At 54.9% G+C, this 12,297-nt stretch carries 16 protein-coding genes; 8 read left to right on the top strand and 8 right to left on the bottom strand.

Features of this window, described 5'->3' with window-relative positions; genetic code table 11:
* Positions 1-139 precede the first annotated feature (139 nt).
* Complete coding sequence (locus tag B347_RS27070) at positions 140-268, top strand: hypothetical protein (RefSeq protein ID WP_019411368.1); 129 nt, start codon at positions 140-142, stop codon at positions 266-268.
* 228 nt (positions 269-496) lie between these two features.
* Here B347_RS27070 and pbpG read toward each other — a convergent pair whose 3' ends face one another.
* Positions 497-1,435: a D-alanyl-D-alanine endopeptidase gene (pbpG, locus tag B347_RS0119445; protein WP_019411367.1), complete on the bottom strand. Its 939-nt coding sequence runs from the start codon at positions 1,433-1,435 to the stop codon at positions 497-499.
* A 548-nt stretch (positions 1,436-1,983) separates the two neighbouring features.
* On the opposite strand from pbpG, the gene B347_RS0119435 reads away from it, so the two are divergent.
* Positions 1,984-2,925: a class I SAM-dependent methyltransferase gene (locus tag B347_RS0119435; protein WP_019411366.1), complete on the top strand. Its 942-nt coding sequence runs from the start codon at positions 1,984-1,986 to the stop codon at positions 2,923-2,925.
* A 213-nt stretch (positions 2,926-3,138) separates the two neighbouring features.
* Here the strand turns inward: B347_RS0119435 and B347_RS0119430 are convergent, their stop codons facing one another.
* Positions 3,139-3,657: a Dps family protein gene (locus B347_RS0119430; protein WP_019411365.1), complete on the bottom strand. Its 519-nt coding sequence runs from the start codon at positions 3,655-3,657 to the stop codon at positions 3,139-3,141.
* 206 nt (positions 3,658-3,863) lie between these two features.
* Here B347_RS0119430 and B347_RS0119425 point away from each other — a divergent pair, with 206 nt between their 5' ends.
* Complete coding sequence (locus tag B347_RS0119425; RefSeq protein ID WP_019411364.1) at positions 3,864-4,559, top strand: AzlC family ABC transporter permease; 696 nt, start codon at positions 3,864-3,866, stop codon at positions 4,557-4,559.
* Complete coding sequence (locus B347_RS0119420; RefSeq protein WP_026014299.1) at positions 4,559-4,870, top strand: AzlD domain-containing protein; 312 nt, start codon at positions 4,559-4,561, stop codon at positions 4,868-4,870. Before B347_RS0119425 ends, B347_RS0119420 begins: the two co-directional genes overlap by 1 nt.
* On the opposite strand, the gene B347_RS26990 is transcribed toward B347_RS0119420, so the two are convergent.
* From B347_RS26990 to B347_RS0119410, 3 genes are all read right to left on the bottom strand, one after another.
* The gene (locus tag B347_RS26990) at positions 4,818-5,012 is read right to left on the bottom strand and encodes a hypothetical protein (protein WP_081498320.1); all 195 of its coding nucleotides are present in this window, start codon (positions 5,010-5,012) and stop codon (positions 4,818-4,820) included. The two genes, B347_RS0119420 and B347_RS26990, sit on opposite strands and share 53 nt — an antisense overlap.
* A gap of 108 nt (positions 5,013-5,120) precedes the next feature.
* On the bottom strand, positions 5,121-5,315 hold the full coding sequence (locus B347_RS0119415) for a hypothetical protein (RefSeq protein WP_019411362.1): 195 nt from the start codon (positions 5,313-5,315) through the stop codon (positions 5,121-5,123).
* 175 nt (positions 5,316-5,490) lie between these two features.
* Positions 5,491-5,838, bottom strand: a complete 348-nt coding sequence (locus tag B347_RS0119410) for a hypothetical protein (RefSeq protein WP_026014298.1) — start codon at positions 5,836-5,838, stop codon at positions 5,491-5,493.
* A gap of 229 nt (positions 5,839-6,067) precedes the next feature.
* Here B347_RS0119410 and B347_RS0119405 point away from each other — a divergent pair, with 229 nt between their 5' ends.
* The gene (locus B347_RS0119405; RefSeq protein WP_019411360.1) at positions 6,068-6,886 is read left to right on the top strand and encodes a shikimate 5-dehydrogenase; all 819 of its coding nucleotides are present in this window, start codon (positions 6,068-6,070) and stop codon (positions 6,884-6,886) included.
* 40 nt (positions 6,887-6,926) lie between these two features.
* Here B347_RS0119405 and B347_RS0119400 read toward each other — a convergent pair whose 3' ends face one another.
* Complete coding sequence (locus B347_RS0119400) at positions 6,927-7,565, bottom strand: YceH family protein (RefSeq protein WP_019411359.1); 639 nt, start codon at positions 7,563-7,565, stop codon at positions 6,927-6,929.
* Positions 7,566-7,698: 133 nt separating this feature from the next.
* Between B347_RS0119400 and B347_RS0119395 the strand changes: the two genes are divergently transcribed.
* On the top strand, positions 7,699-8,208 hold the full coding sequence (locus B347_RS0119395; RefSeq protein ID WP_019411358.1) for a DUF1993 domain-containing protein: 510 nt from the start codon (positions 7,699-7,701) through the stop codon (positions 8,206-8,208).
* A gap of 84 nt (positions 8,209-8,292) precedes the next feature.
* Here the strand turns inward: B347_RS0119395 and sstT are convergent, their stop codons facing one another.
* The gene (gene sstT / locus B347_RS0119390; RefSeq protein ID WP_019411357.1) at positions 8,293-9,525 is read right to left on the bottom strand and encodes a serine/threonine transporter SstT; all 1,233 of its coding nucleotides are present in this window, start codon (positions 9,523-9,525) and stop codon (positions 8,293-8,295) included.
* A gap of 332 nt (positions 9,526-9,857) precedes the next feature.
* Between sstT and B347_RS0119385 the strand changes: the two genes are divergently transcribed.
* Positions 9,858-11,012, top strand: a complete 1,155-nt coding sequence (locus B347_RS0119385; protein ID WP_019411356.1) for an MFS transporter — start codon at positions 9,858-9,860, stop codon at positions 11,010-11,012.
* Here B347_RS0119385 and nhaR read toward each other — a convergent pair.
* Positions 11,009-11,914: a transcriptional activator NhaR gene (nhaR, locus tag B347_RS0119380; protein WP_019411355.1), complete on the bottom strand. Its 906-nt coding sequence runs from the start codon at positions 11,912-11,914 to the stop codon at positions 11,009-11,011. The genes B347_RS0119385 and nhaR overlap by 4 nt on opposite strands.
* A gap of 137 nt (positions 11,915-12,051) precedes the next feature.
* On the opposite strand from nhaR, the gene B347_RS0119375 reads away from it, so the two are divergent.
* Positions 12,052-12,294: a hypothetical protein gene (locus B347_RS0119375; protein ID WP_019411354.1), complete on the top strand. Its 243-nt coding sequence runs from the start codon at positions 12,052-12,054 to the stop codon at positions 12,292-12,294.
* Positions 12,295-12,297 lie beyond the last annotated feature (3 nt).

The raw sequence follows: 12,297 nt of genomic DNA, 5'->3' as shown, positions 1-12,297 counted from the left end.
TTAGGCGGGGTTCTTGTTAGAGGGAGAGGGGTAATTAAATAGATCTGCAAGCACGTGTTTCTATGGCGCGAGAGGAAGTCTAACGTCGACTAGTCTGCAGGGACTGACCTCATTGGAGGGTCTTTCACTGGAACGTAAGATGAAAAACAAACGCGCACGTGATTCAGAAACAGGTCTTTTTATTCCGTTGGATGAGGCTAAGCGTCGTCCGAAAGAAACCACCGTCGAAACCATCAAAAAAACGCCAAAGCCTGCACCCAAGCGTTAAAGAGCAGCACGCAGGCATTTGCTTCCGACTCTCTCCCCGGAGCAAGTGCCTGCTTTTTTTTCGCCTGTTATTAACGAGTATTGGCGCGCTCAAGCCCAAATAGCAGCCAATAAAGCACATCCCGATTGCAGGCCAGCGTCGCGCTGCTGACTGGGCCATGCGCAGGCATAAATAAACACTTGAGATACGTTAAGCCAGGCCCGGCATGACGGGCCTGAGTCTCAAGGATTACTTTGCGGCTTGAGCCACATTGCCCTGGCGATGTTGCAGGTTTTTGTCCGCTTTGTAGCGCAGGGCTACGTCAGGCACGCTGCCGGTCTTGCCGGTTTCAACCCAGTTGCGGATCCGTCCTGCATCTGCAAAGTGGGTGTATTTGCCGAACGCATCCAGAATGACCAGCGATACAGGGCGATTGCCCATTTCGGTCACCAGTACCAAGCAGTGGCCGGCCTGATTGGTGAAGCCGGTTTTGGTAATTTTGATGTTCCATTTGTCTTTGTTGACCAAGTGGTCGGTGTTATGGAAGCCCAGTGTGTAGTTGGGTTTACGGAATGTGACGGATTTTTCTTTGGTGGTGCTCAACTGGCTGAGCATCGGGTAGTGGCGGGTGGCGGCCAGCAGTTTGCTCAAGTCGCGTGCGGTAGAGACGTTGCGAGGCGACAGCCCGGTCGGCTCAACATAATGCGTATTCATCATGCCCAAGCTCTTGGCCTTGGCATTCATTGCTGCAATAAACTTTACATAGCCGCCTGGATAGTGGTGCGCCAGGCTGGCCGCAGCGCGGTTTTCCGATGACATGAGGGTGATCAGCATCATTTCGTGACGCGACAGCTCGCTGCCGAGTTTTACACGTGAAAACACACCCTTCATTTCCGGGGTGTCGCTGATATTGACCGAGATGTACTCGTCCATCGATTGCTTGGCGTCCAGTACTACCATCGCGGTCATCAGCTTGGAAACTGAAGCGATAGGTACGATCACGTCCGGGTTGCTGGCGTAAATGACTTTATTGGTTTGCAGGTCGATCAACAGTGCACTGCCCGAAGCAATGTGCAATTTGGAGCTGTCCCGTGGGGACGAAGTGCTTTCAGTCGCTGCGGCGATTGAGGGAGCGGCTGTGCCTGTGAGAACTAAAAATAGGCTCAAAATCGAAAGATGAATTTTCACGCAGATTGACTCAATGGAGGTTAGGGAATGCCTGGCTGTAACCGTTCGCATACATATAACGTTACATTTTTTGAGTATGGATTAATAACGTCAAAAATGCCTGATTTAGCATGGGTTTAGCTGAGATATTTCGCGCTATAGGTGATGAGCGGTTTTTTTGTCCTTTTGGGCTTGAGCGCTGCAGGTTCCCCTGCCAATGAAGCATGCAACGCACCAGCCTAGCAGCGCAATGCTGTTTGCTGGCTGAACAAATCTTGCTGTTTCAGTGCGACGTAAAGCGCCCGTGAGGTGTCTATCTCAAGGGTTTGATAGCAGTTGAATGGAGGTGGCCTGAACGGTCTATGACTCTGGTCAATAGTGCAGCAAGTCCCCTCAGCTTTATATCTATCGGCATTTTGGCCTCTCAAACACATTGCGCAATGCCATTAAGCCTTGCAGATGGGCTTTGCGCTTGGGTCATTTGAAACCGTCAGGCCGCTGCTGTGTGCTGTTAGGTGGGTCTCTGCAATTGTGTAAAATGCCGGTCCTTGAAATTACCGGCCAGCCCGATGAACCCTGAAGCGTTAACCACCCTGAATCTGCACTTATTAACGGCCTTGGAGACTGCGCCCAGTGAAACCCGGCGTATTTTCCATGGGCGAGGGCGCTGTTGGCCGGGCCTGGAGCAGTTGACGGTGGACTGGCTACAGGGCGTGGTCCTGGTTTCGTTGTTCAAAGAGCCAGAGCCCTCGCAGCTTGAAGCGCTGAAGCAGTTGCTGCTCAATCTCGCGCAGTCGCCGGTGTGGCAAGCCAGTGGAGCACACACCCTGGTGTTGCAACATCGCTATACGTTGCAAAGTGATACCGAGTGGCTGGTCGGTGAGGTGATTGATGAGTGGACCCTCACCGAGGGCGGGTTGCGCTATCAAGTCGACTTAGGCCGCAAACAGAACAACGGCCTGTTTCTCGACATGCGCTACGGCCGTGACTGGGTGCGAGCCAATGCCGAGGGCAAGCGGATCTTGAATTTGTTTGCCTACACCTGCGGCTTTTCGGTTGCCGCCATTGAAGGCGGTGCGCAGCACGTGGTCAACCTCGATATGTCACGGGCGGCGTTGAGCCGTGGCCGGGATAACCACCGGCTGAACGGGCATGACATGAGCAAAGTGAGCTTTCTCGGGCATGAGTTGTTCAAGTCGTGGGGCAAGGTTAAGAGCATGGGGCCTTACGACATGGTTATCATCGATCCGCCTTCCTTCCAGAAGGGCAGCTTTTTGCTGACCAAGGATTACCAGCGTGTGGTACGCCGCTTGCCCGAGCTGCTCAGTGAGAACGGCACGGTACTCGCGTGCATGAATGATCCGTCGCTGGGGGCGGATTTTCTGATTGATGGCGTGACCCTCGATGCCCCGAGCCTGCGTTTTGAGCAGCGACTGGATAACCCGCCGGAGTTCCCGGACGCTGATGCTGAGTGCGGTTTGAAAGCTCTGGTATTTAAGCAAGGCGTTTGATGGGCGAAAAAAAGCCCGCGGGGGAGAGTGCGGGCAAAGGGTTCATTGAAAGAGCAGGGCTAATATACAAGTCGCAGTCTGTAATGACGGTGAAACAAAATTCATCATTCTGTGACCACTGCTGCAGACTGCGATGACGATCTAAGGACTGTCGGCTTTAGAGATGCTGCGCGTCCCATCGCCGCCTGTTGCAGGGGCTACAGCGTGCTCGATTTACTTGCTGCGCGAGGACTCAAACAGGAACCAGACGCGACGTTCAGCTTCGTCAATCCAGTTTTCCAGTAGGCTGGTGGTCGCTACGTCGCCCAGTTCAGAGCACATGTCGTGGGTGGTTCGCATGTAGGCAGCCAATTGGATGTTGTCTTCTCGCAATTCTGCCAGCATGTCTTCTGGGGTCACGAAGTCAGCATCGTTGTCCAGCAGGCGTTGCAGTTTCTTGATGTGGCCTATCGAACGAATTGTGGTGCGCCCCAGCTTGCGCACGCGTTCGGCAATGGCGTCGGTGGTGGCAAAAATCTGATCGGATTGCTCGTCCAGCAGCAGGTGGAAGTCACGAAAGTGCGGGCCGGACATGTGCCAGTGAAAATTCTTGGTTTTGATGTAGATGGCAAAGGTGTCTGCCAGCAGTGCATTCACTTCTGCAGCAATGTTGATGCAAGCTTCTTCGCTCAGCGCCGAAGGTGTCCGCAGATCGGCCTTTCTGCTTTCCTTGGCGGATTTCAGATCTTTCATGGTCGTTCCTCGTGTTGGCTGTGAATGGGCTAAAACGAATGAATTGTGGGGCTGACTAAAGACCACGTTCTGTGGTCCGTCAAACCCGACGAGTCGCTCAACAGAGGCGGCTAATGGTTACGACTGGGTGAAGAGCAAGATCGTTCAAGACATTCCCTGGTCAAGTTGCGACTCTTTGTCACTGTTTACTGCCAGGATGTTTTTTGATGCCTACTTTGCTTCCTCGCGTCGCTTTTATACGTGGCGCGATTGCTTGCCTGCCACTGACGCTGGCGTGCGCGCCTTGGGGGCTACTGGCCGGGTCGACCGCGATTGATGCTCAGCTGACTCCAATGCAAAGCCAGGGCCTGTCGCTGTTTGTGTTTGCCGGTGCGGCCCAGTTAGTAGCCATTGGCATGATCAAGGGCGGCGCCAGTGCGCTGTCTATTTTGCTGACGACCTTACTGCTCACCTCGCAGCATTTGCTTTATGCAATGCATTTGCGGCCGCTGGTATCGCCTATGGAGCCTAAGTGGCGCTTAGGACTTGGTTTCTTACTGACGGATGAGTTCTTTGCGCTGGTAAGCCCCTATGACCAACAAACGTTCAACCGGTGGTACGCGCTGGGCGTCGGCCTGTGCATGTATGTGGGCTGGAACCTGTTTACTTGCTTGGGCGTGATTGTCGGTAAGAGCATTCCGGGGCTGGATCAACTGGGGCTGGAATTTTCGATTGCGGCGACGTTTATTGCACTGATCACGCCGATTGTGCGCGATAAGCCAACGGTTATCTGCGTGGCTGTTTCGCTGTTGAGCGTGGTGCTGTTCAGTTATTGGCAGTGGGAGTCGGCGATTGTGCTGGCCGGGCTGGCAGGCATGGCGGCCGGGTATCTTTGCAAACGAGCAGGAGCATACTTCGCATGATGATATGGCTGATCATTGGCGGGATGACGCTGATTCTATTTTTCAACCGTTACCTGTTTCTAGAGCCGCGCTTGCCGCTTCGCCTGAATCGCGGGGTTCGGGAGTTTCTGGGATTCGCGGTGCCGGGCATGTTGACTGCGATTTGCGGGCCGATCATTTTTATCAAAGATCACACGCTCGATTTGAGCTTGGCCAACCCCTACCTGCTAGCAGGGCTGTGTGCGATAGGGTTGATGCTCTGGACCCGCAATGTCTTGCTCAGTGTTGTGTTAAGTGTGGCGGTGTTTTATCTATTTCGTTGGTGGCTTTGAGCTGGGCTGCGGCGCGAGAAGTAAAAGGGCCGCTAACGGGAACGCCGTCGCTGACCACGTACCAGCACGCCAACAGGCCGTCTGCGCGAAGCGGGGCGGGAACTGCGCTGCCGATAACAGACATGATATGGACCTTGGGCATAGGAGCCTCCTGCAAACAATGTGGCTACCTTACGGCCTGAGCCGCAGCGCAAAAAATCATTACGCTTGATAGTTGCCATTGATGCTGATGAGGTTATTTGCGCACTGCTCAATCGACGACTTGATCGAGCATGTGCATCACTTCCTGGTCGCTCAACAAGCCTTCGTTGACAAGGTGCTGGGCCAAGAGTGAAACGAGCTTTGCCGTGCGATGACCTTCGAGCTGTTTGAGTTCGGTCAGCGTGTTGTAAACCTTGCTCGACGTGCACAGTCCTGCAGTGTGGTGGGGGTTTTGTGTCGGCATACAGGGCGTCCTTATTTTTATAACGTGCCAATGGTGACGGTCAGATCGCCAAATATTCGTGCATGGGTGATGCCGTAGTTTGAGTCAATACTGTGTATTGGCCGTGACATTCGCAACCTTTAATAATTAGACCTGCCGGCAGCTTTACAAGCCTGCCGGTGCCGAGGAGCAGTGATTACCAACGCGGCGGGCCGTAATAACCGCGTGGTGGACCGTAGTACACCGGGTGTGGCCGCCCGTAATAGGCAGGTTCATAAACGGTTTGCGTTTGTACGTACACTGGCTGCGGCTGGTAGTACACAGGCGGTGCTTGTACATATACCGGTTGAGGCTGCACATAAACGGGTTGCTGAACGTAAGCCGGGTGCTGTTGGCTGGCGACTATAGAACCAACAACTGTAGCACCGACCACTGCGCCTAATATCGCCGGGCCAGCACCCCAACCGCCACCATGGGCCGATGCCTGTCCAGCGACTGCCAGTGCGCCGATAAGCAAAGCAACTTTGGGGAAGGTAAGCATCATGAGAATCCTCTGATTTCAGCCCCACGTCTTGGCCTGCGCCAGGCCACATAAATAGCGGGGATAACACTAAGACCGCCTTTTTCGAAAAAATTGCAAAGTGTGTCGGTAAATATTGTGTAAGGTCTGCTGCGGGCTGACACGTTTCAGCGTGGCGTGTCGAGCGATGATCCAACAAATTACGGTGGCGGCTTGATCCGTTTATCCGAAAGCACATTGCAAGGAGATGAGTATGCAAATGAATCCGAATAAAGACACCCGCCTGTGTATCTCGCTGTCAGGCAGACCCGGAAATTTCGGACTGCGTTTTCATAATCATCTCTACGAACAGTTGGGTCTGAATTTTTATTACAAAGCCTTCGCTAGCAAGGACCTTGCAGGTGCCGTGACCGGTATTCGGGCTCTGGGGATTCGCGGATGCGGGGTGTCGATGCCGTTTAAAGAAGCCTGCATTGCGCTGGTCGATGAACTGGACGCATCGGCGCAGGCTATCGCGTCGATGAACACCATCGTCAACACTGACGGCCACCTTAAGGCTTACAACACTGATTACATCGCCATCGCGCAATTGCTGCGCGATCACAAGGTTGCCCCGGACACTACGTTTGCCGTACTCGGCAGCGGCGGCATGGCCAAGGCAGTTGCATCGGCCTTACGTGATGGCGGTTATCGCAACGGTCTGATCGTGGCGCGCAATGAGACGACGGGCTCGGCACTGGCTCAAAGCTGTGGCTATCAATGGCAAGCAGAACTGGGGCAGCACAGGCCGCAGATGCTGATCAACGTAACGCCGGTGGGCATGGCGGGTGGGGCGGAGGCGGATGATCTGGCGTTTTCAGAAGCGGCGATAGATCACGCCGAGATTCTCTTCGATGTGGTGGCGATTCCAGTCGAGACCCCGCTGATTATTCGTGGTAGAGCACAAGGCAAGCGCGTGATTACGGGCCTTGAGGTCATTGCGATTCAGGCGCTTGAGCAATTTGTGTTGTACACCGGTGTCCGCCCGACCCTTGAGCAGTTCCAGGCTGCTGTGGCGTTTGCGCGCAGTTGAGTAAGGGGGCAGGGCGAGGGAGCTCGCCCTGTTCAGTATCTTATTCGAGTTCCGCCAGGCGAGCTTCGAGGGCTGCGATACGCGCCTCCAGCGCTTCAAAGCGTTCTAGCGATACCCCAGGCGCACTGCTGCGTTCGCTTGGGTTCTGGCGGGCCGCCATGATCGCGTCGATATCTGCTGGGTCGCCCAGGGCGTGGGTGTAGCGATCCTCACGCTGGCCGGACTGACGCGGTATTAACAACGCCAAATTGCGGGCAATCAGACGTTCGAGCTGATGCTGGACTTGCTCCGTGTCTTCAAAACCATGCATGCGGCTGCTGCGGGTCAGTAGTTCGCTCAAGGTTTGCGGGCCGCGTAGAAACAACAACCCCAACAGCACTACCTGTGCAGGCACTAACTCCAGAGCCTTGTCGACCTTGTGTTCCCAGCGATCAGCGCGACTGCCCATGACCAATCGGGTAAAGCCACGCCCTTCGAGGGCGCGCAGGCTTTGGCCGACCTGACCCTGGGTGAGGTTCATAACCGGCTCGCGGCTGGTTTTCTGATTGCAGGCCAGCACCAGTGCATTAAGTGTCAGCGGATAGGTTTCAGGATGGGTGGCTTGCTTCTCGATCAAGGAACCGAGGATGCGGATCTCGGTGCTGTTGAGCTGAGGCCCGGTATCGTGTTCAGTGCTCATCACGCTTTCCTTGTGCGTTGTTAAGGTGGCTAGCCTAGGTTCATCTGTTGTTAAAAGACAAGCCGCTTCATGTGCGCTGTATGCCTATAATCTGCGCGCACTAACTTCCTGCCCACAGACTGTCGAGACTTTCATGACTATCTCTCTGTACGCTGCTTCCGTTCCTGTCTTCAAGCAAATGCTCAATGCCCTGAGCGGTGTCCTGAGCAAAGCCGAAGCCCACGCGACTGCCAAGAACATTGAACCAAGCGTATTCCTGCAGGCGCGTTTGGCGCCGGATATGTTCTCGTTGGTGCGTCAGGTGCAAATCGCCGTTGATTTCGCCAAGGGTGTTTCGAGCCGTCTGGCTGAAATCGAAGTGCCTAAATATGAAGACAGCGAAGTCACATTTGCTGATTTGCAGGCACTGATCAGCAAGGTTCTGGCACACCTAGACGCGATCAAACCTGAGCAAATCGATGGCAAGGAAGGCATCGAAATCATCACCCGTGAGGGCACCCCGAAAGAAAAACGCTTCACTGGCCAGGCTTACCTGCTGACCTACGGTCTGCCGCAGTTCTTCTTCCACGTGACCACCGCTTACGCCATTCTGCGCCACAACGGCGTTGAAATCGGCAAGCGCGATTACATGGGTGCGTTCTGATTGAGTTGATTGCCTGCGCGATATAGCGCGGCAGACGTCAGCTTCAGGAGCTGCCCGCCCGGGCGCTCCTGAAACTGCCAAGGCTTAGCCTTGTTGGGTGGTTTGCTCTTCCTGGGCCAAGCAGACCGCAGCAGTGAATAGCACATCGGTGGAGGAGTTGAGCGCGGTTTCGGCTGAGTCCTGTAGGATGCCGATGATGAAACCCACCGCCACAACTTGCATCGCAATCTCGCTTGGGATTCCAAACAGGCTGCACGCCAGCGGGATCAATAATAGCGAACCGCCCGCTACACCCGATGCGCCACAGGCGCACACGGCAGCCACCACGCTGAGCAAAATAGCGGTTGGCAGGTCAACGTGAATGCCCAGTGTGTGAACAGCTGCCAGGCTCAAGACGGTGATAGTGATTGCAGCGCCCGCCATGTTGATGGTTGCGCCCAGCGGGATCGACACTGAATAGGTGTCTTCATGCAAGCCCAAACGCTCGCTCAATGCCATGTTTACCGGAATGTTGGCCGCCGAGCTGCGGGTGAAAAACGCGGTAATTCCGCTTTCACGCAAGCACAAGAGCACCAGCGGATAAGGGTTGCGACGCAGCTTCCAGAACACGATCAGCGGGTTGACCACCAGCGCTACGAACAACATGCAGCCAATCAGCACCGTGAGCAGGTGCAGGTAGCCCAGCAGCGCGCCGAATCCCGAAGTCGCCAGCGTCGATGCAACCAGGCCGAAGATGCCCAGCGGTGCGAGGCGAATGACCACGCGCACAATCAAGGTGACGCCGTTCGATAAGTCGCTGATTACGGTGCGGGTGGTGTCTCCTGCATGGCGAATGGCAATGCCGATGCCGATGGCCCAAGCCAAAATGCCAATAAAGTTAGCGTTCATCAACGCGCTGACCGGGTTGTCGACCACGCTTAACAGCAGGCTTTGCAGAACTTCGGTAATGCCGCCGGGCGCGGACACAGTGATATTTTCAGTGGCCAATACCAGGCTGGACGGAAACAGCATGCTGGCGATTACCGCCACCACAGCGGCGGCAAAGGTGCCGAGCAAGTACAGCACCAAGATCGGACGAATGTGAGTTTCTTGCCCGTGTTTGTGGTTGGCAATGGAAGCCATGACCAAAACAAACACCAGAATCGGCGCGACGGCTTTCAAAGCGCTGACGAACACCTTGCCGATAAAGGCCACTGAAAGTGCCGCAGCAGGGAAAAGCCAGGCCAGTAAAATGCCGGCGATCAGGCCAATGACAATCTGAGTCACTAGGCTGGTGCGTTTGAGCTTCTGCATCAGAGTAGGCGGAGCGTCAGTCATTAAAATGTCTCTAGTTGTTGTGGGTAGCGCATTCAAGACCTTGGTTAAGCCAAAAGAGCGCTTAAACGTAATGAGTCAAGCCGAGTGGAAGGGGCGATTTAAGTCATGGGTGCTAACACGACTGTCTGACTAAGGCCTGAGCGGGGGGCGGACTTTACCATAGACAAGTAGGTGCTTTCCTACGCCGGGCAATCTGCCACACCTGGATGCGGCGTGCGTTTTGGTCACCTGCTCTCGAGTTGAATCATTCTGTTACTATTGTGCATCCCTACTTTTCTTCAAGTCAGCGGGCCTTTTGGGCTTTCGCTGATGCCGTTGTTTTGGAGTTATTCATGCTGTTGCCCATCCTGCTCCTGTCGGCGGCCGGTTTTACCGTGCTGACGACTGAGTTCATTATTGTCGGCCTGCTACCTGCGATTGCCCGCGATCTTGAGGTCAGCGTGTCCCAGGCAGGCTTGCTGGTCACTTTGTTTGCGTTCACCGTGGCAGCGCTGGGGCCGTTCTTAACGGCTTATTTCGCGCGTTTTGAGCGTAAACGTCTGTTTATTAGCATTTTGTTGATGTTTGCCTTCGCCAATACCGTGGCCGCTTTGGCACCGAACATTTGGGTGATGGCCTTTGCGCGCTTGCTGCCGGCGCTGGGCTTGCCAGTGTTCTGGGCGTTGGCCAGTGAAACAGCGGTGGGCATCGTAGGGCCGGAATATGCGGGGCGTGCGATTGCGAAAATCGGTTTCGGCATCGTCTGTGCCACGGTATTTGGTATCCCTGTCGGTACGTTGATCTCTAATGCATGGGGTTGGCGTAGCGCCTTCGCGATTCTGGCTGCGGTTGCGTTGGCTAAGGCTCTGTTGCTGTGGGTGTATTTGCCTGCGGTCAAGGGCGTCAAAGACGGCATCACGCTGCGTTCACAGTTCGTCCTGCTGCACAGCCCGCTGATGATTGGTCACATCGCGCTGTCCGTGTTGGTGTTCAGCGGCATGTTTACCGCCTACACCTATTTGGCTGACATCCTTGAGCGCCTTGCGGGTTTTGACGGCACGTTGGTGGGCTGGTGCCTGATGGGCTTTGGCGCTGTCGGCTTGATTGGCAACTCGTTGGGCGGACGCATGGTGGACCGTCATCCGCTGATTGCCTCGATGGTGTTTTGCGCCTTTATGATTGGCGGGATGGTGGCCTTGGTGCCAAGCATTCATTCCACGCTGGGGCTGGCGGCAACAATGGCCGTGTGGGGCATCACTCAGGCTGCATTGTTTTTGGTCAGCCACGTGCGATTGATGAAGGCCGCGCCTCAGGCTCCGGCGTTTGCGGCGTCACTGAATATTTCGGGGGGCAACCTGGGCATTGGCCTAGGGGCCTTGTTCGGTGGGCATGTGATTGACAGCTATGGCTTGGGCAGCCTCGGTTTTGCCGGTGCCGGTTTTATTCTGGTATCAATCATGTTGGCGCTGTTGTTGATGACGATGAAGCCGCGTGTGGCCAGCGCCTAGTCGCTTGCGTCGCTAAACAACTCGCGTCGGGCTCCCTCGGTGATCGCAATGATGCCGGGGTGACGGCTCTTGCGCTCCACGGTGATGGCGTAAAACGACTCGGTGACGGCCTCGGTCTGGCCGATCAGTTCAACGTCGAATTGGCGCATGACTTCTTGGGCGATCACGCTGGGGGCAATAAATACCCCGATACCTGATTGACCAAAGGCCTGCATTAAGGCGCTGTCATCGAATTCGCCGACAATACGCGGCTGGATTTTCAGTTCTGCCAACCAGCGCAGCAAGCGACTGCGAATCACCGTTTCAGGGCCCGGGATCAGCAGTGGTGCATTGTGCAGGCACTGCGGGAAATTCTCTGCATATTCCCGGGCCAAGGCCGAGGTGGCAAAAAAACTGATGCCGCATTCGCCCAGTTTTTGGCTCAGACCTTTAATGTCGAGGTGAGGTGGCATCGGGCTGTCGGAAATCACCAAATCAAGGCGCTGAATAGCCAGATCTGCCAGTAGCCGATCTAGCTTGTCTTCTCGGCAGGTGATACGCATCGGCTTGTCCAGCTCCATCGTAGGCGCGATCAAACGGTAGACAATCGACTTGGGAACCACATCGGCAACACCCACCCGGAATAAAACCTGCTGCTCCTTGGGCGCCATGCGCAGCATGCTTTCCAGGTCGCTGCCGACCTGAAAGATCTGTTCGGCATAAGGCAGGACCTGGCGCCCGGTTTCAGTCAATTCCAATTGTCGGCCGACCCGGCGGAACAACGGCAAACCATAGGTTTCTTCTAGCAGGCTGATTTGCCCGCTGATGGTCTGCGGGGTGAGGTTCAATTGCTCGCAAGCACGAACGATACTGCCGGTTTTGGCAACGACCCAAAAATAATGCAGTTGGCGGTAATTAAGCATTAGGTCAGCAACACTTCGTAAAAATCGAAGTATAGCGCTTGTAAAAACGAATTTTACTGAAGTGTTTGTCTGTTTAAAATCTCGCGTCACTCGCTGGTCACTTCGCTGGCTGCTAGTTTTAAAGAGGGTAAATCACAATGAACATTAAAAACGCAGGTTGTGTAGCGCTGCTGGCGTCGGCCTTGTTGCTGATGAGTGGTTGTGATCAGGCTGAAAAAGCCGCGCAGCAAATGCTCAGTAAAACGGCTGAAACGGCTAAGCAGGCGATTGATGACACGCACAAAGCGGCCGAGCAGGCACTGAACGACGCCACAGGTGGTCGCTTGATCGAGAAAGAAAAGCCAGCGCAAGAAAACAAAGATTCAACGCATACTATTTAAATT

The sequence above is a fragment of the Pseudomonas psychrophila HA-4 genome, from assembly GCF_000282975.1.
GTDB lineage: Bacteria > Pseudomonadota > Gammaproteobacteria > Pseudomonadales > Pseudomonadaceae > Aquipseudomonas > Aquipseudomonas psychrophila_A.
This window is presented reverse-complemented; position numbering and strand designations above follow the sequence as displayed.